The sequence below is a fragment of the Bifidobacterium xylocopae genome (assembly GCF_003315615.1).
Lineage (GTDB): Bacteria > Actinomycetota > Actinomycetes > Actinomycetales > Bifidobacteriaceae > Bombiscardovia > Bombiscardovia xylocopae.
In genome coordinates, this window is the sequence record NZ_PDCH01000007.1 from 56,167 (window position 1) to 78,826 (window position 22,660).

At 63.4% G+C, this 22,660-nt stretch carries 18 protein-coding genes; 5 read left to right on the forward strand and 13 right to left on the reverse strand.

All coding sequences use genetic code 11. The features are described from left to right. Positions 1 to 74: 74 nt before the first annotated feature. The 4 genes from rapZ to uvrA are packed head-to-tail and all read right to left on the reverse strand — an operon-like array spanning position 75 to position 7,358. Positions 75 to 1,007 (reverse strand): RNase adapter RapZ, encoded by a 933-nt coding sequence (gene rapZ, locus CRD59_RS04600; protein ID WP_113853515.1) that lies wholly within the window; start codon positions 1,005 to 1,007, stop codon positions 75 to 77. Continuing rightward, positions 1,004 to 2,056 (reverse strand): shikimate dehydrogenase family protein, encoded by a 1,053-nt coding sequence (locus CRD59_RS04605; protein ID WP_201736552.1) that lies wholly within the window; start codon positions 2,054 to 2,056, stop codon positions 1,004 to 1,006. Before CRD59_RS04605 ends, rapZ begins: the two co-directional genes overlap by 4 nt. Continuing rightward, positions 2,046 to 4,397, reverse strand: coding sequence for an excinuclease ABC subunit UvrC (gene uvrC / locus CRD59_RS04610; protein WP_113853516.1), 2,352 nt, complete (start codon positions 4,395 to 4,397; stop codon positions 2,046 to 2,048). The genes CRD59_RS04605 and uvrC overlap by 11 nt, the downstream gene beginning before the upstream one ends. Continuing rightward, positions 4,398 to 7,358 carry an excinuclease ABC subunit UvrA gene (gene uvrA / locus CRD59_RS04615; RefSeq protein ID WP_236632725.1) on the reverse strand — a complete coding sequence of 987 codons (2,961 nt, stop codon included), beginning with the start codon at positions 7,356 to 7,358 and terminating at the stop codon, positions 4,398 to 4,400. A 265-nt stretch (positions 7,359 to 7,623) separates the two neighbouring features. Here uvrA and CRD59_RS04620 point away from each other — a divergent pair, with 265 nt between their 5' ends. Continuing rightward, a complete protein-coding gene (locus CRD59_RS04620) occupies positions 7,624 to 8,544 on the forward strand; it encodes a TspO/MBR family protein (protein ID WP_113853518.1) in 921 nt (306 codons plus the stop codon). Positions 8,545 to 8,665: 121 nt separating this feature from the next. After that, the gene (locus tag CRD59_RS04625; protein WP_113853519.1) at positions 8,666 to 10,267 is read left to right on the forward strand and encodes an ABC-F family ATP-binding cassette domain-containing protein; all 1,602 of its coding nucleotides are present in this window, start codon (positions 8,666 to 8,668) and stop codon (positions 10,265 to 10,267) included. A gap of 80 nt (positions 10,268 to 10,347) precedes the next feature. On the opposite strand, the gene CRD59_RS04630 is transcribed toward CRD59_RS04625, so the two are convergent. Then, positions 10,348 to 11,037 carry an MgtC/SapB family protein gene (locus CRD59_RS04630; protein WP_113853548.1) on the reverse strand — a complete coding sequence of 230 codons (690 nt, stop codon included), beginning with the start codon at positions 11,035 to 11,037 and terminating at the stop codon, positions 10,348 to 10,350. Between the two features lie 230 nt (positions 11,038 to 11,267). Here CRD59_RS04630 and CRD59_RS04635 point away from each other — a divergent pair, with 230 nt between their 5' ends. The 3 genes from CRD59_RS04635 to CRD59_RS04645 all read left to right on the forward strand — a co-directional run bounded on the left by CRD59_RS04635 (position 11,268) and on the right by CRD59_RS04645 (position 15,057). Beyond that, positions 11,268 to 13,259: a bifunctional ADP-dependent NAD(P)H-hydrate dehydratase/NAD(P)H-hydrate epimerase gene (locus CRD59_RS04635; protein ID WP_113853520.1), complete on the forward strand. Its 1,992-nt coding sequence runs from the start codon at positions 11,268 to 11,270 to the stop codon at positions 13,257 to 13,259. Positions 13,260 to 13,276: 17 nt separating this feature from the next. After that, the gene (locus tag CRD59_RS04640; RefSeq protein ID WP_113853521.1) at positions 13,277 to 14,062 is read left to right on the forward strand and encodes a 2,3-bisphosphoglycerate-dependent phosphoglycerate mutase; all 786 of its coding nucleotides are present in this window, start codon (positions 13,277 to 13,279) and stop codon (positions 14,060 to 14,062) included. A gap of 71 nt (positions 14,063 to 14,133) precedes the next feature. After that, positions 14,134 to 15,057 carry a LysR family transcriptional regulator gene (locus tag CRD59_RS04645; RefSeq protein ID WP_113853522.1) on the forward strand — a complete coding sequence of 308 codons (924 nt, stop codon included), beginning with the start codon at positions 14,134 to 14,136 and terminating at the stop codon, positions 15,055 to 15,057. Positions 15,058 to 15,113: 56 nt separating this feature from the next. Here CRD59_RS04645 and CRD59_RS04650 read toward each other — a convergent pair whose 3' ends face one another. From CRD59_RS04650 to pyrB, 8 genes are all read right to left on the reverse strand, one after another. Then, positions 15,114 to 16,061 carry a DsbA family protein gene (locus tag CRD59_RS04650; RefSeq protein ID WP_161522280.1) on the reverse strand — a complete coding sequence of 316 codons (948 nt, stop codon included), beginning with the start codon at positions 16,059 to 16,061 and terminating at the stop codon, positions 15,114 to 15,116. Positions 16,062 to 16,172: 111 nt separating this feature from the next. Further along, entirely contained in the window at positions 16,173 to 16,868 is a 696-nt protein-coding gene (gene pyrE, locus CRD59_RS04655) for an orotate phosphoribosyltransferase (RefSeq protein WP_113853549.1), read from the reverse strand. Positions 16,869 to 16,903: 35 nt separating this feature from the next. Then, on the reverse strand, positions 16,904 to 17,851 hold the full coding sequence (locus CRD59_RS04660) for a dihydroorotate dehydrogenase (RefSeq protein ID WP_236632723.1): 948 nt from the start codon (positions 17,849 to 17,851) through the stop codon (positions 16,904 to 16,906). After that, a complete protein-coding gene (locus CRD59_RS04665; protein WP_407923111.1) occupies positions 17,848 to 18,648 on the reverse strand; it encodes a dihydroorotate dehydrogenase electron transfer subunit in 801 nt (266 codons plus the stop codon). Before CRD59_RS04665 ends, CRD59_RS04660 begins: the two co-directional genes overlap by 4 nt. A 26-nt stretch (positions 18,649 to 18,674) precedes the next feature. Continuing rightward, positions 18,675 to 19,760: an orotidine-5'-phosphate decarboxylase gene (gene pyrF / locus CRD59_RS04670; protein ID WP_113853525.1), complete on the reverse strand. Its 1,086-nt coding sequence runs from the start codon at positions 19,758 to 19,760 to the stop codon at positions 18,675 to 18,677. After that, positions 19,760 to 21,265, reverse strand: a complete 1,506-nt coding sequence (locus tag CRD59_RS04675) for a dihydroorotase (protein WP_113853526.1) — start codon at positions 21,263 to 21,265, stop codon at positions 19,760 to 19,762. Before CRD59_RS04675 ends, pyrF begins: the two co-directional genes overlap by 1 nt. Next, positions 21,266 to 21,688, reverse strand: a complete 423-nt coding sequence (locus tag CRD59_RS04680; RefSeq protein ID WP_113853527.1) for an aspartate carbamoyltransferase regulatory subunit — start codon at positions 21,686 to 21,688, stop codon at positions 21,266 to 21,268. Next, positions 21,688 to 22,644 carry an aspartate carbamoyltransferase gene (pyrB, locus tag CRD59_RS04685; protein WP_201736553.1) on the reverse strand — a complete coding sequence of 319 codons (957 nt, stop codon included), beginning with the start codon at positions 22,642 to 22,644 and terminating at the stop codon, positions 21,688 to 21,690. Before pyrB ends, CRD59_RS04680 begins: the two co-directional genes overlap by 1 nt. Positions 22,645 to 22,660: the final 16 nt, after the last annotated feature.

Sequence of the window (22,660 nt, forward strand, 5' to 3'; positions counted from 1 at the left end):
CAGCATTCACGAATGCCTGAACCAGTCCAAGGCAAGATAAGGTTACCCGTCACTCGGGACTGGCGTCGTATCACCTATACCTTGCTCTTTCGGGGCAGCTCTCGGGCCGAAACGGTTACATCCAGCCCCTGTTCGCGCAGGCGGCCCGCCAATTCCTCGCTCATGGCCACTGACCGGTGCTGTCCGCCGGTGCAGCCGATGGCGATATTCACATAATGCTTGTCCTCCTGGGCGTAGCCCCGGATCGCAATCGAAATGGCTGCACTGTACGCATCCAAAAATTCCCGGGCCCCTTGACTTCCCATGACATAGTCACGCACCGGCTTGTCCCTGCCAGTCATCTCGCGCAGATTGGATACCCAATATGGATTGGGGAGGAAACGGACGTCGGCGACAAAATCCGCATCGATCGGAACGCCGTATTTGAATCCGAAACTGAAGATATGCACGGCAACCGTGGAAGGCCCTTTACCCAGTAGCGAGTCATAGAGACGGGTCGAAAGCTGGTGGATGGTCAGCGAGGAGGTGTCGATGACGACATCCGCCCGTTCCTTGAGCCCTTCCATGAGCCGTCGCTCCTTCCTGACCCCGTCGATCAGGCGGCCGGAGCCTTGGAGGGGGTGGGGGCGGCGGACCGATTCGAAACGGGCGATCAGCACCTGGTCGCTGGCATCCAGGAAGAGGATGCGGCATTTTACACCCAAGTCGTCCAAATGCCCAAGGACCGTGTTCAGATCATCGAAGTAGGCGCGGGATCGCACGTCAATCACGGCAGCCAGCCGGTGGATTTTGCTGCCGGCTGTGGTCATCAGATCGACCATGGGGACCAGCAGCTTGGGAGGCAGGTTATCGACCACATACCAGCCCATATCCTCCAGGCTGTCGGCGGCCTGGGATCGCCCCGCCCCGGACATGCCGGTGATCAGCATGACCTCGAAGCCTTCCAGGGGGGAAGGCATGGATGATTTCCGGGTAGCATCAGGTCGTGTCCGTGTATCCTCGTTCATCCGATGACCCCCCTCATGGCTTCGTTCATATCCCTGATCGGAATGCGGTCCACCGGGGTACCCGTCATCAGGGCAACCTGGCGGACGGCCTGGTAGAGCAGCATCCGTTCACCGCCCAAGGCTACCCCTCCCCTTCGTGCCCGCCAAACCCGCACCAGTCGACTGGGTCTTGGGTCGTAGGCCACATCCAGAAGCACACGCCTTGGGCCGGTTGACGTCTCCACAGGCTGTAGAGCGGCGATGGAATCAGCCAACGAATCCGCTGCATAGGCCGGCAGGGTGGAGACCACCAGACCGGCATCTTCCATGATGTCTGCCCCATGCTCCATGTCGACCGCTTCCACCCGCTCGAAATCCAGCGATCGTGCCAGATCGACCGCCTTGGCCGCTCTTGCCGTATCCCTTGCGACGATTGTGACGCCATGGATTCCCATACAGTGGTATGCGGCCAATGCCGAACAGGCGGTGGCTCCGCTGCCGATAACGACCGCGGCGGTTCCGGCTCCCGGGAAACCGCTGAAATGCCGGGTCATGGTCGATCCGGCGGCGAATCCATCGATCAGGGGTCTAGGATCGAAAGCGGACGAATCCCCATGGGCGGACAGTCCCTCCGCCAGTGCGCAGACGATGCCCTCGACATCGGTGTTGTATAGAGCCAGGCGTGGTCGCTTCCGGCCACCACCGCAGGTGGAGGGCCCGGGACCGTGCCAGTCCAGGATCGCGGTGTTCGCGATACCCAGACGGACCGACCATGGGTCGCAGGCGCAGCCCATCCCCATGACCTCCCGTTTCAAGGGCATGGTCAGACTTAGCCCCACCCATGAGGCGTCCAGTGAGGAAAGGAAAGCCGGCAAACCACCCGCCCCAACTTCGGCCCGCCGGTATGTCCAAGCGGCAAGGCCGAGGGCCCTGTATGCGGCCTGGTGCAGCAGCGGGGAAAGAGAATGGGTTATCGGCGAACCGAGTACCGCGCAGTGCATGGACCCGTCAGCGGCAATCCCGCCGACCTCTTCGTGAGATGGAGCTTCGGTCGGATAGTCAGGCCTCATCGTTCTTCCCTTCCCCGTCGTCTCCGGTGTGCAACGCCTGGTAGATGGACTCGGCCTTCTTGTGCCCTATGCCCTTGACGGTCTCCAGTTCCTCGACCGAAGCCTGGCGCATCCGCCGCACCGATCCGAAGGCACGCAGGAGACGCTTCTGATAGGCCTGTCCCACCCCCGGTATGTCGTCCAAGGCGGACCGGAGGGACCCCTTGCGCCGGGTCTGCCGGTGGTAGGTAATCGCGAAGCGGTGGGATTCGTCACGCACCCGCTGCAGGAGGTACATCCCCTGGGATTGCCGCTTGAGGATGATCGGATAGTCATCGTCCGGTGTCCAGACCTCCTCAAGGCGCTTGGCCAGGCCGCACAGGGCCACATCACCGACCCCGGAGTCGACCAGGGCCCGGGCTGCGGCCTGGACCTGCGGCTTGCCGCCATCCACGACGATCAGATTGGGCTTGTAAGCGAAGTGCCGTGGCTGGGTATTCTGTTGGACGATCTCGGAACGGTCCACCGTGTCCTTGCGGTCCACGGCGTCGCTGCTATCCGCGATCGCCTTGCCGGCCTGACGCTCATTCTCGATGCTTTCACCCGAGTCACCCGCGACATTGCCGTGCCGGAAACGCCGGGTCAGTGTCTCATAGATGGCCGAAGTGTCGTCCAGGGCGCCTCTGCCGTCCTCACCTCTGATGGCGAAACGCCGGTATTCGGATTTCTTGGCCACCGCGTCCTCGAAGACCACCATCGAGGCGACCTGGAAGGCTCCTCCGACCGTGTTCGATATGTCATAGCATTCGATACGCAGTGGAGCCTGTTTGAGGCCAAGGGCCTTGGCCACGTCGTTCATAGCCGCGGTCCTGGCGCCCAGATCGGAGATCCGGCTCATCTTGGAACGTTGAAGGGATTGGCGCGCGTTGGCGCCGGCCCTGTCCATCAGCGCCTTCTTTTCCCCTCGGCTGGCCACGCGGATGGTCACCGCCCCCCCACGCAGGCCCGACAGCCAAGCCTCCAGTTCCTCGGTGCGGTCCGGCTGGACCGGTACCAGAACCTCCCGAGGCACAGGCGATATGGGCTCCAAAAGATCGGCCCGTCCGGTCTGCTCCTGGTGTTCGTGGCGGGCCTTCGTCGCCTTGGCCCGCTTGGCTGCGTCCAACGCTGTGACCCGCTGGGTAGACCCCAGTGCATCCCGGCGCTGGCTCACCTCGATCGAGGCGTCGTCACCGGCGGGCAGTTCCAGGGGCGGCAGTGACGGATCCTCCTCCCGCCGGTGTTCGGAGACCAGATCTGAGTAGACTTGGATGATCAAGTCGCCCATCAGCTCCCCGTCACTGACATCCTCCACGCGCTCCACCGACCAGGACCGCTCACCACGTATGGAGCCTGCCCGTACGAAGAAGGCGTGGACCGAAGCCTCAAGCTCATCCGAGGCCATGCCGAATACGTCGGCATCGACATCGGAATTGAATACGACCGAATTCTGCTCGATGACGGTTTCCAGCATGGCGATCTGGTCACGGATACGCGCGGCTTGTTCGAAGTCGAGATCGGCACTGGCCGCTTTCATGGCACGGTTCAGGCCCGCCTTGTATGACTTGCCCAGGCGGCCGGTCATGACTCCGACCAGCTCGGCGACGAGCTTGCGATGCTCCTGGGGGGTGATCCTGTCCACACAGGGTGCCGAGCATTTGCCAATCGATGCCAGTAGGCATGGCCGCCCTGATAAGCGGGCCTTGTGGAAGACCCCTGGGGTGCATGTGCGGACCGGGTAGGTTTTGAGCAGGGCGTCGAGGGTGTGGCGCACATCCCAGACCTTGGCATAGGGGCCGAAGTATCGGGTGTCGCGCCGCTTGCGCACCCGGGTCATCCATACGCGCGGCACTTCCTCCCCCACCGAGACCGCCAGGTACGGGTAGGTCTTGTCATCGCGGAAGACCACGTTGAAACGTGGGTCGAACTCCTTGATCCAGGTGTACTCCAGTGTCAGGGACTCCAGCTCAGTGCCTACCACGGTCCACTCCAGGCTGCGGGCCGTCAGCACCATGGTCTGGGTCCGGGGGTGCAGGTTCGACAGTGGCTGGAAGTAGTTGCTCAGACGGTTACGCAGGTTCTTGGCCTTGCCCACGTAGATGACGCGGCCTTCCCCATCCCGCCACTTGTATACGCCAGGCTGTGCAGGTATGTCACTGGCTTGGGGGCGGAAAAGGTCACGGCTGTCACCCAGGAGCGGGGCTCCGTTCCCGTTGACCGATTGCACCCGGGGGTCGGAGCCTGCCGTTGACGACTCGATCAGGGTCTGGGCCGTCTTGCGCCAGACCCCTGACGAGTGCCGTTCGAAGCAGCTTCTGGACATTTACGCTTTCGCCTTACGATTGCCATTGTTGCGAGCCTTGCCGGTCTTCCCGGCCTTGGCCACCTTGCCGGCGTCCAGCATGGGCTTGAGGAAACGACCGGTCCAGCTGGCCGGGTCCGCGGCCACCTGCTCGGGCGTGCCTTCGGCAACGACCGTGCCGCCCCCGTCGCCTCCCTCTGGACCCATGTCGATGATCCAATCGGCGGTCTTGATGACATCCAGGTTGTGTTCGATGACGATGACCGAGTTGCCTTTGTCCACCAAGCCCTGCAGGACCCCCAGGAGTTTGCGCACATCCTCGAAGTGGAGGCCGGTCGTGGGTTCATCCAGGATGTAGACCGTCCTGCCGTCCGACCGTTTCTGCAGCTCAGTGGCCAACTTCACCCGCTGTGACTCGCCGCCGGACAGGGTGGGGGCCGGCTGACCGAGGCGTATATAGCCCAGGCCCACATCCACCAGTGTCTTCAGATAGCGGGCGATCGAAGGGTAGGCGGCGAAGAAGTCGGCGGCCTCCTCAATCGGCATGTCCAGCACATCCGAGACCGTCTTGCCCTTGTAGGTGACCTCCAGCGTCTCCCGGTTGTATCGTTTGCCATGGCAGGTCTCACACTGCACATAGACATCCGGCAGGAAGTTCATTTCGATCTTGATCGTGCCGTCCCCATGGCACGCCTCGCAGCGCCCGCCTTTGACGTTGAACGAGAATCGGCCGGGCCCGTAGCCGCGTACCTGCGCCTCGGGCGTCTTGGCGAAGAGCTGGCGGATCTTGTCCCAGACACCGGTATACGTGGCCGGGTTGGAGCGGGGGGTGCGCCCGATCGGATTCTGATCCACATGGATTACCTTCCGCAGGAGGTCGACACCTTCCACCCTGGTGTGCTTGCCGGGCACGATGCGTGCGTTGTTGAGCTTGTCGGCCAGTACCGGATACAGGATCGAGTTGACCAGGGTGGACTTGCCCGAACCGGACACTCCGGTGACCAGGGTCATGACCCCCAAGGGGAATTTGACGGTCAGGTTCTTCAGGTTGTTCTCCCGGGCGCCCACCACGGTCAGCTGCTTGGTTCGGCTGGTCCTGCGCCGCTTTGCGGGCAGTTCGATCCGCCTACGACCCGCGATGTAGTCACCGGTAATCGAGCGGCTGGCGTTGGTCAGACCGGCCGAAGGGCCTGAATAGATGACCTCGCCACCATGTTCGCCGGCGCCCGGTCCGATATCGACCAGCCAATCGGCCTCCCGAATCGTGTCCTCGTCGTGTTCGACCACAATCAGCGTGTTGCCCAGGTCGCGCAGGTGCTTGAGGGTCTTGATCAGACGCTCGTTGTCCCGCTGGTGCAGGCCAATCGAGGGCTCATCAAGCACATACATGACGCCAACAAGGCCCGACCCTATCTGCGTGGCCAGCCTGATGCGCTGGGCCTCGCCACCCGAGAGCGTGGCCGCGGCACGTGAGAGTGTCAGATAATTGAGACCGACATCATTCAGGAAGCGCAAGCGGGCGCGAATCTCCTTGAGCACCTCACCGGCGATCCTGGCCTGGGCACCATCCATATGGAGGCCCTCCACCCAGTCACAGGAGCGGGAGATGGGCATGTCGCACACCTGGGCGATCGAGAGGCCATCCACGGTCACGGCCAGGACCTCGGGCTTGAGCCTCTTGCCATGGCAGACCTGGCAGGGGACCTCGCGCATATAGGACTCATAGTACTGTTTCATTGAGTCGGAGTCGGTCTCGTCCCGGCGGCGCATGAGAGTACGCACAACGCCCTCGAAGCCGGTTGAATATTCGCGCAGCCTCCCCCAACGATTCCGGTAGGAGACGTCGACCTTGAAGTCATGCCCGTACATGACGGCATGCCTGACCTCCTCAGGCAGGTCCTTCCATGGGGATGTGATGTCGAAGCCCATCTCCTTGGCCAGACCATCGAGCATGTGACCATAGAAACGCTGCTGGGTCTTGGTGGATGACCATGGCTCTACAGCACCGTCCTTCAGTGACTTGTCGGGGTCCGGAACGACCAGCTCTGGATCGATCTCCAATTTGAATCCCAGCCCTGTGCATGCCGGGCAGGCACCGTAGGGTGCGTTGAAGGAGAAGGTACGCGGCTCGATTTCATCCAATTCCAGCTCGTGACCGTTGGGGCATGAGCGTTTTTCGGAGAAAGGCTGCCTGCGTGCCTTGTCCTTGTCGTCCAGGTCCACGAAATCCGCCACTATCAGGCCCTTGGCCAGTTTGAGGGCGGTCTCGACGGAATCGGTGAGTCTCTGGCGAACCGAGGGCTTGATGACCAGACGGTCCACGACCACCTCGATGGTGTGCTTCTTGCGCTTGGCCAGCTTGATGTCATCGGAGAGCTGGTGCATATGACCGTCGATGATGGCACGTGCATAGCCGTCCGAGCGCAGCAGGCCAAGGGTCTCCACGAACTCGCCCTTGCGGCCACGGGCTATGGGCGCCAGAATCTGGAAGCGTGTGCCCTCGGGTCTGTCCATCAAAGTGTCGACGATCTGCTGAGGGGTCTGGGCACTGACCTCAGCTCCACAGACAGGGCAGTGGGCGATGCCTGTCCGCGCGAAGAGGAGGCGGAAGTAGTCATAGACCTCGGTGATGGTGCCCACTGTCGAACGAGGGTTGCGGTTGGTGGTCTTCTGATCGATCGAGACCGCCGGGCTCAGTCCCTCGATAAAGTCCACATCCGGTTTGTCCATCTGTCCCAGGAACTGGCGTGCGTAAGACGACAGCGACTCCACATAGCGCCGCTGCCCCTCAGCGAAGAGGGTGTCGAAGGCCAAGGAGGACTTGCCTGAACCCGACAGACCGGTGAAGACGACCATCCGGTTGCGCGGTATGGCGAGATCGATGTTCTTCAGATTATGCGCCCTGGCCCCTTGCACCACGATCTTACGGTCATTCGGCAGATCACCCAAATCGGCGACTAGGGTCCCCCGCCCCTCGACCATCCGCGGCGCGCCGAGCGCCTGGAACCGGTCCTTGACCCCGCTTTGCTGCTGCACTTGCTTCATGCGCTCCCTCGATGCCAGATTGTCCGGAGCCACCATACTATCGCAGAGGCACCACAATTTCGAACATGTGTTCGACTTGGGCGAACCGGGGATTCACCCTGAGTCGATCGCCCCCGCCAGACCCACATGGAGCCGGTCCGCCCTAGAATGGTACGGGTAGCGGCGCCGGGCCAGAACACATCCACCGGCAGAAGGAGCATCAATGGACCCGCAGGATAAGAGCGAACTACAGACATCATCACCGATGCGGGAGGGCGAGGAAGAAGCCAGAACCCCATCCACCACACAAGCGGAGCTTACCGCCGAGGAATCGGCGACGCGTTCGGACCGGACCGCGTTAAGGAAAGGCCGGCTGGTCGAAGATGTCATCCTCTGGATCGCCTGGGTGGCCATGGTCGCCTTCAACGGTTACGCCGAGATCTTCCGATTCAATGGAACCACAACCGGCGGCATCGCTCACGAAGCCGATGTCTGGTTCATGCCCGCCGGCTGGGCCTTCGCCATCTGGGGGCTCATATACATCGGCCTGGCCGTTTGGCTGATCCGCTATTGCATCGCCGGACCGGACCGGAAAGGTGAAGGGATGAGGGTCATGAGCCTCAAGGGCTTCCTGTTCGTTCTCACGTGCATATTCAACATCGCCTGGCTGGCTCTCTGGCACTCAAAGAACTTCACGGTCTCGCTGATCGTCATACTCGTCCTGACCGCGCTCACCTGGTACCTGTACGCCCTCACCCGGCGGACCGACGACAGGATGGACACACCGAAGGTCCTGAGCACACTCGACTGGGCACCTCTGTCCCTCTATGCTGCATGGCTGTCAGTCGCTTCGGTCCTCAACGCCTTCTATGACGCGGAAATCGTTTCTGGCGGCATCTCCCATGTGCTTCAGGCCTTCGCGGTCGTCATTCTCCTGGGCCTGCTCCTCCTCCTGGCCTTCCTGATGGAGCAGAAGGCAAAGGACTGGGTCTTTGGCCTGGTCATCTTCTGGTCGGCCCTCGCCATCGGCATCCAGCTGCTTGAACGCTCGACCGCCATGGGCGTCCTGGTGATCGCCCTGGCAGCCATCGGAGATCTTCTCGTCTACTTCCCCTGGGACCGTTTCAAGCTGGTTCACCGCTGAGGGCCTAATGCGGTTATCGTCCCCTTCGCTATGATGGTCCGCGGGGCCCTGAGCCGATCCGTCCTTAAGCAGGCGGCGGCGGGACCCGTTTATCCACGGTAGAGAAAGCGTCGGGCAGGGCATGGCTATAGAGGCACAGGGACTTGAGATACGCATTGGAGCCCGCCTCCTGTTGGAGCCGACCGACTTCCATGTCTCCAAGGGCGACCGGATCGGCCTGGTGGGCCGTAACGGTGCCGGCAAGACGACGCTGACCCGTGTCATCACGGGTGATATGCTGCCTTCTTCGGGCTCGGTAAGGGTGACCGGTGAGATGGGCTACCTTCCCCAGGACACGCATGTCGGGGATCCCGCACAGACCGCTCTCGATCGCGTCATGTCCGCTCGTGCCATCGCCAGCATCATCAAGCGCTTGCGCAAGGCCGAGACCGACATGGCCAGCCCCGATCCCAAAATCATGGAAAAGGGTATGAAACGCTATGACAAGGCCCAGCAGGACTTCGATGCGGCCGGCGGATACGCCGCCCAGTCCCAGGCCATCGTCATGGGTGAGAGCCTGGGATTGGACCAGGATACCCTCAGGCAGACCCTCGGCACCCTATCGGGTGGGCAACGCCGGCGGGTAGAACTGGCCCGCATCCTCTTCTCCGATGCCGACACGCTGATCCTGGACGAGCCCACCAACCACTTGGATGCAGACTCCATCGAATGGCTGAAGGACTATCTGCGCAAGTTCGAGGGCGGGTTTCTGGTCATCTCCCACTCCACCGAACTCTTGGATGAGACCGTGAACAAGGTCTGGCACCTGGATGCCCAGCGCTCCCGCATCGACACGTATTCAATGGGTTGGAAGGCCTATCTCAGACAGCGCGTCGTGGATGAGGAACGCCGGCGGCGGGAGCGGGAAGTTGCGGAGAAGAAGGCCGACCGTCTGATGAAGCAGGGCATCCGTCTGCACGCCAAGGCCACCAAGGCAGTCGCCGCCCAGAACATGATGCGGCGGGCCGAACGCCTGCTGGAGGGCACCCAGGAGGCCGAGCGTTCCGAGAAGGTGGCCGACCTACGCTTTCCCGAGCCCGCTCCATGCGGCCGCACACCGATCATGGCCAAGGCGATTTCCAAGGCCTATGGCTCCAACATCGTCTTCGCGGGGATCGACCTGGCCATCGACAAGGGGTCGCGTGTGGTGATCCTGGGCTACAACGGCGCAGGAAAGACCACTACCCTGCGCATCCTCGCCGGCATCGAGCTGCCCGACACCGGAAAGGTCGATCTGGGCCACGGCGCGAAGATCGGCTACTTCGCTCAGGAACACGACACCCTGGAGGACGACCTGTCGGTTCTGGAGAATCTCCAGCATGTGGCCCCCGACCTGGACGACACCCAGGCACGTACGATCCTGGGTTCCTTCCTCTTCTCCGGCGACGACGCCATGAAACCGGCCTCGGTGCTTTCCGGCGGCGAGAAGACACGCCTGGCCCTGGCCACCCTGGTTACCTCACGGGCGAATGTCCTCCTGCTCGACGAACCCACCAACAACCTTGATCCTGCCTCTCGGGACGAGATCCTCAAAGCCATCGCCAAGTATGAGGGAGCCATCGTTCTGGTCACCCACGACGAGGGTGCCGTACAGGCCCTCAACCCCGAACGCGTGCTGCTGATGCCGGACGGTGACGAGGACCTGTGGAACGACAGCTACCTGGATCTGGTCGCCGAGGAGTAAACCGACCGGGACGCGTTCGCCATTTTCATACGGGAATGGGCCACAGCCGACGGGTCCGGCCTACCCAGACCCAGCGACGCTCAGTCCTCCCCGCCTAGTACCTCCACACCTTTGACCCCATCGGTCCTCCCGACCTGCTCGACGAGGTCGGAGATATCCCCCTTGCCCAGCAGGTTGACGGTGACCGAGGCGCCGTGCCAGCCGTCGCGTCGGAGTTCCCGGATGGTCATGACCCTGGATTCGAACCCCATCCTGGTCGCCTCCAACAGGGTGGCCCTCAAGGAGCCGTGGCCGTCCTCATACACGATGCGTAGACCGGTGTTCTGGCGATTGCGTAGGAGCCATTTTACAATCGGCGAGATAACCAGTACGGAAAAGAAATAGAGGACGACCGCGGCGATGGCGACCGCGAACATGCTGGCGCCGCAGGTCACGCCGACCGCTGAAGCGACCCAGATTGCCGAGGACGTCGTCAACCCCCGCACTGCGTCGTGGTTGAAGAAGATGACACCAGCACCTATGAAACCGATGCCCGATGCCACGCCGGCCGCGATACGCGAAGCGTCCCAACTGTATTTGCCCACCGCGGCGTTGATGCCGTAGATGGAGACCAGGGTGAACAGGCACGATCCCAACCCGACCAGGATATGGGTGCGGATGCCGGCGTCATGCTTCAGATATTCCCGCTCGAAGCCGATCAGGCCGCACAGAAGCACAGTCAACGCAAGAGCGACCAGCTGCTGGGCCGCCGGCAGATCAAACCCCTGCATGAAGATGGCCTCCTTTTCGCCCACTTCGTCAGTCCCCGTCCTTCGCCCTGTTCAGTACGTTCAATGACGAAGAGCATATACCCGCTCACTGACATGGGCGCCGGCAAGGACGATACAGCCGCCAGCCCGCGCCACAATGGGGCCGAAGCCGCGAAAACGGTTAGAGTGGGGTCTAGGAGGAGGCCAAGGACTGGCCGCCTCGCACGGAAGATGAGGGGAAGGATACAGCCATGAACGATGATGAGACATGGACATCTGACCAACTGGCGGAGGCGGCCTACCGGTCACAGACCATCCGGACCCTGGAACGGCCCCTGTTGGATGACGGTGTGCCCCTGATGCGGATGGCCGCCAAGGCCGTTGCCCTGAACGCCCGGCTCATGCTCTCCCTCACCGGAGTGGAGCTGGATCAGGCGAGGGTGGTGCTGCTGGCCGGCGGCGGCGATAACGGTGGGGACGGCCTGTATGCGGGTGCTTTGCTGGCCAGGGCCGGTGCGGATGTGACCGCGGTGGCCGTTGGATCAGAGCTGCACGATGAAGGGTGCGAGGCTTTCCGGACGGCCGGGGGCCTGATCACGGCGCTGGACCCACAGGCAGACATCCCCGACGTCGACGTCCCCTCATCTCCAGGCGAGGATGATGAGCACTTGGGGCAGGCGGTGGAACTGGCCAAGTCCGCAGACCTGGTGATTGACGCCATGACAGGCATAGGCTTGAACGGGGCCCTGCACGGCCTACCTGAAGCGCTCGCCGAAGGGCTGGGCCTTCCGGGGGGCGATATACCCGAGGATGCCGGTGCGCTCATGCGTTGGCGGGGTAAAAGGCCGCTGGTGCTAGCGGTGGATGTGCCATCCGGCATCGGCGTCGACGACGGGAGCCTGCCTGGGGCCTACATCCCCGCTGACGTGACCGTCACTTTCGGAGCCATGAAACCCTGCGCCCTCCTGCCTCCGGCCGCATATGCCTGCGGACGCACAGTGCTGGTGGACTTCGGCTTCGACATCGCCGGCCTACGGCCCGACGTCGAGGCGATGAGCGCCGAGCGGGTGGGCGGTCTCATACGCCGCCCCCGTCTGAACGACAGCAAGTACAGTCGTGGGGTCGTCGGTCTGGTCACCGGTTCCGAACAGTTCCCGGGAGCAGCCGTTCTTTCGACCCGTGCCGCGGCGGCTGGGGGCGCCGGCATGGTTCGCTACACCGGCCCTAATCGGGCGGTGGACTCGGTCCTGGTATCCCTGCCGGAGGCCGTCATCGGAGAAGGCAGGGTCGAAGCCCTTGTCCTGGGTTCCGGGGTGCCGGCACGCGGTGGGGCCGAGTCGGACGATGATGGGCAGCGTGGCATCATCGCAACGATCCTTGAGGATCGGGCTGGGGACACTGAAACGCTTGAGGATGGCCAGGACGACACACCCGTTCCCGTCGTCGTGGATGCCGGCGCGCTCGACATGCTGCCTCCGGGCCAGCACATGGACAACCTGCTGCTCACCCCCCATTATGGCGAACTTGCCCGACTGCTCCAGGACTACGGCGAGACCATCGACGCCGATGGCATTGCGGCTGAACCCCTCCGCTGGGCTCTGAGGGCATGGCGGATGACGGGTGCCAACGTTCTGCTCAAGGGGGCCATCACGCTCGTCGTCTCCGATGATGGTAACGGCCGGCCCAGGATCCGTACGAGTGGCTTCGGCCCGGCCTGGCTGGCGACGGCCGGTTCCGGTGATGTCCTTGCCGGTGTCGAGGGAGCATTCCTGGCCAGCCGTACCGACCTCCTGTCCCAGGATTATGGGAGCATCGGCGAGCTAGCGGCCGCCGGCGCCTTCCTGCATGGTTTGGCCGCCTCCCTGGCTTCCGGCAGCAGGCAGCGTTCCTGGCGCATGCCCCTCCTGTACGATCCGGAAGAGGCTGGCGACTTCCTGGAGCGTGCCCGGACGGCCTGGCTTGAAGGTTCACAGACCGACGGCGACTCCGGACCCTTGGGCCACCCTATACACGCCGGCGACCTGATCGATTCCCTTGAGGAAGCCCAGGGGCTGCTGCTGGCATTGCCCTTCGCCGCAGCCGAGGATGACGGCGAGGACAGCGAAGACGATGAGGAAAACCATGACACCTCCTCCCTGTCCCCAAAGCCGTCCGGGAACCCTGACAATACAGGAGTTGCCTCACCCCGGCCATCTGGACTCAATCCGGCGGCCATCTTCGAGATGGAGTCGCTATGGTTCTGAATGAGACAGGAGTTCCCATGACGGGACAGCTGATCATCATGCGCCACGGGCAGAGTGAATGGACACTGCCCGACGTCAACCGGTTCGCCGGCTGGGCGGATGTCCCTCTGAGCGCCCAGGGCCGTGAACAGGCCAGACAGGCGGGTAGGCTGGTCCGAGAGGCTGGACTGCGACCCGATTTGGTCTTCACTTCCCTCCTGAGCCGTTCGATCATCAGCGCCAACCTCCTCCTGGATGAAATCGACCGTCTGTGGATCCCCGTGGAGCGTAGCTGGAGGTTGAACGAACGCCACTACGGAGCATTCCAGGGGCAGACCAGACCAGCCATGCTGGACCGGTATGGCCCGGAACGCTTCGCCACCTACCGGCGCTCCTACGACGTCGCACCGCCGCCGATCGATTCCTCCTCCCCATACTGGCAGGGTTCCGATCCACGCTATGCCGCCTGTCGTTCCGATGGTCTGGATGACAGGAATCCGGCGACGATCACTTCGGAATCGCTCAGGGACCTGGGCGAACGCCTGCTGCCTCTGTGGCGTGCACGTATCACGCCCCCGCTGGCCCAGGGCCGCACCGTCCTGGTCGTCACCCACGGTTCGGTCGTGCGCTCGGTGGTCAAGTGCCTGGAAGGGGTGTCCGACCAGGACATCCGTTCGATCAACGTACCGACCGGCGTGCCAATGGTCTATGACTTCCAGACAGGTGATGCATCTGCGCCCCATCCCAACGGCCCGGGCCGTTACCTCGACCCGGACGCGGCGCGGGCAGGCATGGAGCAGGTGGCTGCCCTGGGCAAGGGCTGACCTCATCCGCACCGGCTTCAGCCAGTGGACCCCGGCCCTAGGACGGCCTGTCGGGTCGCTATACTGGGGCCATGACCCTACTCCAGCTCAAATACATCGTCAAGATCGTGGAGTGCGGATCCATGAATGAAGCCTCCCACGAACTATATGTCTCCCAACCGGCCCTGTCCTCATCTGTCAAGGAGTTGGAGCGCGAGCTGGGCATAGAAATCTTCACCCGCCACTCACAGGGCATCTCACTGACAGTGGACGGTACGGAATTCCTGACATACGCCCGTCAGGTGCTCGACCAGGTTGGGCTTCTGGAGCAGCGCTACCGGCAGACCAAGCCTCGCAAGCAGCTGTGCCGGGTCACCACCCAGCATTACATGTTCGCGGTCGAAGCCTTTGTGGAGATGATCAACTCAATTGAAGCGGATGAGTACGAGTTCACCCTCCGCGAGACCCGTACCAGGGACATCATCGACCAGGTGGCCACGCTTCGCTCCGAGATCGGCATCATCTACCAGTCGGGGTTCAACGGGAAAATCATATCCAAGCTCCTTAGGGAGAAGCACCTGGTCTTTCACCCGCTCTTCAGCTGCCGACCGCATGTGTTCATCTCCCGCGGCAACCCGCTTGCCGGGCGGGCCGAGCTGACCATGGACGACCTGGAGCCCTACCCCTTCCTTCAGTACGAGCAGGGTGACGAGGGCTCCTTCTACTTCGCCGAGGAGCCAGTATGGCCTGACTACTCCCCGCAGCAGATCACCGTCTCGGACCGGGCCACCATGCTCAATTTCATTGTCGGGCTCAACGCCTATACGGTCTGCACGGGCATCGACAACGAAGATCTGAACACTGAAAAAATCACGACCATACCGCTGGTCAGCGATGAGACCATGCTGCTGGGCTGGATCAACAACGAGCGTTCCAAGCCATCACAGGCGGCCCACCTCTATCTGGGCAAGCTGCGCGAGGTCATCGCCCATCACGGTTTCGACCTGATCGACTGAGATCAATCAGTAGGAAACTGCCACTGGAGGCGTCTGTCCGGCCGGCAGCTTCGGACTCAGATGTCGAAGGGCTTCCCCCCGCCTCCGATGGACGGCAGTTCGTCGGCCTTACCCACCTGGCCAGGATCCAGGCCGATCGCCCGGCAAAGGGCTGTCCGGGCGGCATCCGGCCCGGGCTTGATGTGGCTGATTCGCAGGAAATGGCCATTCACAGTCACCGTTGGTGTGGTCATCCTCCCCTTGTTGTCGCCATCTGGATTGCGCAGTTCCGACCGGGTCAACGTGTAGGCATTGACCTTCCTGACCCATTCCTTGTATTCTCCGCCGGCCGCGCGTCTGGCGACAGTCTGGGGCACGCCCAGGCTCACCATCCGTTCAGCGAGCCGGCTGTCACTCACTTCGCCGTCCCTTTTTTCCTCGGGTTGGAAATCGCTCTGATAGAACGAGGCCACTACTTCCAGGAAATGGTCGGGGTCCTCCTGGGCTACCGTCGTGGCGGCCGAAGCTGCCCTGGTTGAATATTCATCGCTCCTGACCCTGTCGAGGAAGTCCATGAAATGTATGCCCAAGTTGATCTGTCCCGCCTTCACCATGGAGAACAGGCTTGTATCCAGGGTCCGATGGAGGTTTCCACAGGGCGGACACAGGAAATCCATGTAGATGTCGATGGTGGGGACCGTGCCCCGGAGCTTGCCCACGCCCTGCTGTCCAACGACGATGCCTCCCTGGGCATCGGCCTTGGAGGGTTTGACGGGCACGGCCTGCAGGGCAACACGGGCCTCGTTGCCGACGGGCACCGCTGAACCCTGCCGACCGGCATTCGTATCCGGGCCTCTGTGGAAGCCGGACATGTGCGCGGCCACCACGCCGACAACAACCAAGGTCAGCACGACAAGTGCACCGACCATGACCTGCAGCAAGGAACGTCCGGAATGCGCCTTCGTGACCTTAGTCCCCTTCCCGCACCGGTCTTCCGCCTTTTCGGTCCCACTCGTCCCGGTCATACCCGATCCCATCTGACGGCCAGGCGGCCGTCGGTCGTCGAATCACAAACCCCTACGGACGATGATAGCCGCAGTAAGCCTTCCGGCCGATCTTGGCACCGGGGCCGATCCCTAGGCGCCGTACCGTTGCAAGTAGGCATCGGCCCGATCCTTGAGCGAATCGTCCATGACCGGCCTCCCCTGCTCGTCGCGCAGCGATTCGGCCGCTCGGAAGACCTGACCGATGTCGGCGATCGACAACACAGGGAAGCCGAACTCGGCCATGACGGCTTCGACGGCGGAACGGCCCGTACCATCGGCCACCTCCATCCGGTCCACACTCAGCACAAGGCCGACGATCCGCACATCGGCCGCAGCCTTGAGCTTGGGCACACACTCGCGCACGGCAGTGCCCGCAGTCATCACGTCGTCCACCAACAGGACCTTCATGCCGTCCTTGAGCTGGCTGCCCACAAAGAGGCCGCCGTCGCCATGGTCCTTGACCTCCTTGCGGTCGAAGGTGTAGCCCAGGTCCCTGCCATGGGCCGAGCTCAGGGCGATGGCAGTGGAAACAGCCAGGGGAATACCCTTGTAGGCTGGGCCGAAGACCGTGTCCACGTCCTCGGGAAGCTGCCCCTCCCGCATGCCCTGCAGGATTCGACGGGCGTAGAATTCGCCCAGCAGGGCGATCTGCCTGCCGTCCTTGAAGGCGCCGGCATTGATGAAATAGGGCGAGCGCCGGCCTGATTTAAGGGTGAAATCCCCAAAACGCAAGGCCCCCGAAGCCAGGAGGAAGCGGGTGAAGGCCCGGGCCAGCCCCCCGCTCATGTTCCCCATGTCCCCTAGCTTGTCTTCTGTGTTCCCTACTGCTGCCATGCCTGTCCTTTCTCCAATGCGTCGGCCAATCGGGGCCGCCGGTCCAATAACTCCTCCAGTTCGTGCGCAACCCTGACCGGTGCTTGCGGATCGACCAGCGCCGCGGCACCCACCTCGACAGCGTTGGCGCCCGCATAGAGGAACTCCAGCGCGTCGCGTCCGCTGGAAATGCCTCCGATGCCGATGATCGGCATGTCCGGCAGCGCCCGCCTCACCTTCCATACGCAGGCCAAGGCGATGGGCAGGATGGCCGGGCCAGAGACGCCGCCGGTCACGTTCGCGATGATGGGTCGGCCTGTCCTGGTGTCAAGCCTCATGCCGACCAGGGTGTTGATCAGACTCAGGGCGTCGGCGCCGCCGTCCGCCGCGGCCCGGGCGGTCTCCGCTATGTCGGTCACGTTTGGGGTGAGCTTGACGATCATGGGTTTGTCCGTCATGCCGCGCAGACGGCGGACGAGCCGTTCCAGGGCGATCGGGTCGGTGCCCACGGACATGCCCCCGTGGGTCACGTTGGGGCAGGACACGTTGATCTCCAGCATGTCCGCTTCCGATTGCGCCAGCTTGGCGACCACCTGGGCGTAGTCCTCGTCGCTGTGACCGGCGACGTTGGTCACGACCAAGGCATCCAGTGCCTTGAGCTTGGGCAGTTCGTCAAGCAGGTAGTGATCGACCCCCGGGTTCTGTAAGCCTACGGCGTTGACCATGCCCGAAGGCGATTCGGCGGTACGCGGTGTAGGGTTGCCCTCCCAGGGGACGGGCGAGACGCCCTTGGTGGAGATTGCGCCGAGTTGGCTTACGTCATAGTATTCACCGCAGGCATCCAGCTTGAAGGTGCCGGAGGCAGTGCCCACCGGATTCTTCCACCGCAGTCCGGCCACCACGCTGCCGTGCCGGTAATCGTATGGTTCGAAGGGGTCGAATGTTTGAGCATTCATCGGGCCGTCTCCCATTCCAGTCGCCCGCCGGCAAAGACCGGTCCGTCCTTGCAGACCCTGAGTCTGCCGTCCGTGGTGTCCACCACGCATGCCAGGCAAGCCCCATAGCCGCACCCCATCCGTTCCTCCAGACTGAACTGGGATCGTATGGACCGTCGACCGGCCCAGGCTGCCACGGCCCGCATCATCGGTATAGGACCGCAGGAGAGGATGGTGGTGGCCTCGACTTCCAGCTCGGGCTCGATCCGATCGAGGAGGGTTATGACGTTGCCCTCGCAAGCCGACACACTCAGCGTACGATCGGCGAAGCGACCCACCAGCCCGTCCGCGAAGCGGGCATCCCGATAACCGAACAAGGCGATTGCACGCACGTCCCCCCGGCCGGCCAAGCCTTGGGCGGCTGATATCAGGGGCGGCACCCCCAGTCCTCCCCCGATCAGCAGGTAGTCGCCTGCAGCGGTCAGATCGTAAGGCCTGCCGAGTGGTCCCACCAGGTCGATGGGGTCGCCGGCGGACAGACGCGCGAAAGCCCTAGTCCCGGCACCAACACGCTGGTAGATGAGGTCGAATTCATCGCCATGTACTCCTGCGATGCCGAAGGGGCGCGGTAGCATGGCCGTTCGATCGTTCGGGTAAAGGTTGACGAACTGACCTGGGCGTGCGTTCCGGGCCACTGGGGCATCCCGGATGGTCAGCATGTAGACGCCCTGGGCCAGACTGCGCTGGGCACTCACATGGCCTGTACGGCGACCTGGCAGATGACGGACCCCGACCTCTGGTGCCGGCGTTCGCTGTATAGGCCTGAATTCACTTTCGATGTGACTCACCGATCCTCCTTCAAGACATCGAGCAGTTGCTGCTTCATGAGTACCGCCGACCGTCGGGCTCCGGTGGAGACCACACCGAGCGTGGCATTCACGCTCAGGTCGGGTCGGTAACCGGACTCCTTCCTCCAGGCGGCGATGATACCGCGGGAAGAGTTGACGATCGCCCCGCAACCATGGGCATCGAACATGGGTGCCACATCTTTCGCATTACCTCCCTGGGCACCGAAACCGGGGACAAGGAAGAAGGTGTGGGGCATTCTTTGGTGTAGCTCCGCGCCGGCGCGGGGATGTGTGGCGCCGGCGACGGCACCGACCCGTGAGTAACCGGAAGTACCGATTTCCCCGCTTCCCCAATCCTGTACCAGGTCGCCGATCCTCTGATAGAGCCGCTCACCCTGACCGGGGCCATGGACCACTGGCAACTCCTGGATCTGATCGGACGAAGGGTTGGAGGTGCGCACCAGGACGAACAGGTCCTTCTTGCTGGCTCCGGCGGCCCGGACGAAGGGCTCTATGCCGTCCGAACCCAGGTATGGGTTGACGGTGATGGCATCCTCCATCCAGGGGGAACCGACGGCCGCCCCGGACGCCCCAGGCGGTTCCGCGTCCCCATGACCGTCCAGACCTTGGACCGCCTGCCGGTAGGTCAGGGGCGGCCCGGATAGGTGGGAGGCATAGGCATCCGCGGTCGAACCGATGTCGCCACGTTTGACATCGCCGATCACGAAGAGGCCACGCTCGCCTGCCGCCCGGCAGGTGGCCATGTAGGCCCGGATGCCTGGCAGCCCCAGGGCTTCGTACATGGCTATCTGCGGTTTGACCGCCGGGACCACGTCGGCCACCCCATCCAGCACGGCCAGGTTGAAACGCAGGTATGCTTGCGCCAACCTGTCGAGCCAGATGTCGTCCCGTCCGTTCGCGCCTGCCTTCGCGCAAGCCTCGCTCTGGCCTTCCACGAGCCGGTCGGTCTCCTCGACAGCCTGCCGGATCAACTGCGTCGGCAGGAGGGCCGGTTTGGGGTCCAGGCCCACCAAGCTGGGATTGCCGCCCTTTTCCGCTATAGCCTCCACCAAACGATCCATCACCGCCTCCCTTCCATGTCGGACCTATCCATCTTCCTTGCGGGCCTGAACGATCGGGGGGCTATGGCCGAATGGACGGGTCGGCCGTCAACGACCGTCATCAGTGGCCTACCGGTCAATTCCATGCCGTCGAAAGGTGAGTTGCGGGCCTTCGACACAAAGCGGTCCGCATCCACCCGCCAGGTCGCGTCCGGCGCCAGGACGACCAGGTCGGTTCCGGCCTGATCCCCTGCCGTCAGGTCGATCAGCGGCCTGCGGCTGGTGCCCGCCGTCCATCCATCCGCCTCGTCCATCAGGGCGTCCAGGTCCGTGACCTCCAGGCCCATCAGACGGGCTGGTGCCGCACTCATCAGCTCAATCAGCCGACTGTCGTCTATCCATCCACCACCGACCAGGGACGTGCGGCAGACCCCATAGGCGGTTTCCAGACCGATGACCCCGTTCGGGGCCTGACCGAGACCCCGGGCCTTCTCTGCCTTGGTATGGGGGGCGTGGTCGGTGGCGATCATGTCGACGGTTCCGTCGGCCACCGCCTCCAGGCAGGAACGCCTATCAGCCCGAGAGCGCAAGGGCGGGTTCATCTTGCCCATGGCACCGAGCCGGGGCAGATCATCATCAGAGAGGGCCAGGTAGTGTGGCGCGGTCTCGCAGGTGATCGGCAGCCCCTGTGCCTTGGCTCGGCGTATGGCGGCGAAAGCTGCGGCTGTGGACACATGCTGCAGATGGATGTGCGCACCGGTGTCGCGGGCGAGGTCGATGTCGCGTTCCACGATCCGTGCTTCGGTCGATGCCGGCACCCCCGGCAGTCCCAGCCGCGCGGCGACAGGCCCCTGGTTGATGACACCGGAATCATGATGCTCGCAGTGGTCCAGCAGTGGGATTCCGTACTCCTTGGCCCATCCCGCCACAGTATGCGCTATGCCATCGGTCACCGCGGCACCGTCATCGCTCAAGGCCACGACCGGGTGGCTGGCTGCAGCCTCGTCGAGGCGTGTTCTCGATCCGCCGGGGAGGTAGGGCCGCCAGGATCCTGGCGGATTGGGATACCGCCCCGACCGCCCCTTCGACGCGGCCACGCACAGCCGGTAATGCACCGGGAGGGGACGTCCGAGGGTTCGTTCATAGCCTTGGAGACGGTCGACGACCGCAGGGCCGTCCATGGCGGGCTGCGTGTTGGGCATGATGAGGACGGTCCCATAGCCGCCGGCCGCGGCCGCGGAGCTTCCGGAGATCATATCCTCCTTGTCGGTGTGCCCAGGGTCACGGAAGTGGACATGGGGGTCGGTCAAAGCCGGTGCCAGAACGGCGCCGGCCATGTCTGCCTCCAGGATTCCCCCCGCCACGGAAGCGGCCAGGTGCAACCAGACGCCGAGGTCATCGGAGCGGCCGACAAGACACCGCGGGTCCGGCCAGGGCAGTAGGAGGTCGAGGGTACGACCATCGTTCCACGCGGTCAGACCGCGCAGGAGGATGCAGGGGCCTGGGCCCGGCTCTTCGACGTGCATTCAGACCTCGGCTTTCTCATCGCAGTAGTCGCAGCGGTAGACCCCGTCCGCTCCGGTATGATCCAGGTGGAAGGATTGGGGCAGTCCGCGCTCGACCGTAGTGACGCAGCGGGGGTTTGTACATGCAATGACACCGGTAAGGCTTTCCGGTCTGACCGGGCGCCGCTTGTCGACGATCCGTCCCCCCTCGACGCGGTTGATGCTGGCCTGTGGGGCTACGAAGCCCAGGGCATCGAGCCGTAGTTCAGGTTCCCCCTCGATCTTGATGATGTCCTTGGCTCCGAAACGCCGGCTGGGGGCGTTCATGATGAGGGCCAGCCGGGTACGGGAGGGGTCCAGACCCAGGTAGTGCAGGACAGTCAGGGCGCGGCCGGCGGGCACATGGTCGATGATGACGCCTTGGTTGATGCTGGTGACCTCCATCAGGCCGCCACCTCCTCACCGGGTTCGTATCCTGGCAGTTCGTCGCCCAAGAGGGCGGCTTCCAGTGCCATGCGCATGAGCATCCCCTCCTTGACCTGCTGGAAGTAGGCGGCGCGCGGATCGCGGTCGACTTCAACGGCGATTTCATTGACCCTGGGCAGCGGGTGCAGAACGGCCATGTCCCGCTTGGCGAGGCGCAGCTTGTCCTCGGTGAGGATGTAGCTGTCTCGCAGGCGCAGATAGTCGTCCTCGTTGAAGAAACGCTCCTTCTGCACCCGGGTCATATAGAGGGCGTCCAGGTCGCCGATGACGGCCTCAAGGTCACCGGTTTCCTGGAATGAACACGTGCGCGAGGCGTCGATCCGGTCAAGCACGTACCTGGGGCAGGTCAGCTCGGGGGGCGAGACGAGTACGAACCGCACATTGCCGAAGCGGGTCAGCGTCTCTATCAGGGAATGCACCGTACGCCCGAAGGTCAGGTCGCCGCACAGGCCGATCGTCAAATGGTCGATCCTTCCGAGGCGCGCCTGGAGGGTGGCCAGATCGGCCAGGGTCTGTGTCGGGTGGAGATGTCCGCCGTCACCAGCGTTGATGACCGGCACGTCGGCTGACCGTGCTGCGACCAGCGCGGCACCCTCCTTGGGGTGGCGGATGGCGATGATGTCCGCATAAGATGACACGACACACAAGGTATCGGCTATCGACTCCCCCTTGGAGACCGAGGACAGCTGGGAACCGGCGAATCCGACCACTTGCCCGCCAAGGCGGAGCATGGCTGTCTCGAAACTCAGACGGGTTCGGGTCGAAGGCTCATAAAAAAGCGTGGCCAGGACCTTTCCCTTGCAGGTCCCGGCCACGCGAGCACGGTGGGCGTCGATGTACGCCGCTCGGTGGATCAATTCCCGGATCCACCAGGTGTCCAGTTCGTCCAGCGTCACCAGGCTGGAACCCCGGATGTCCTGCCTGTGACCC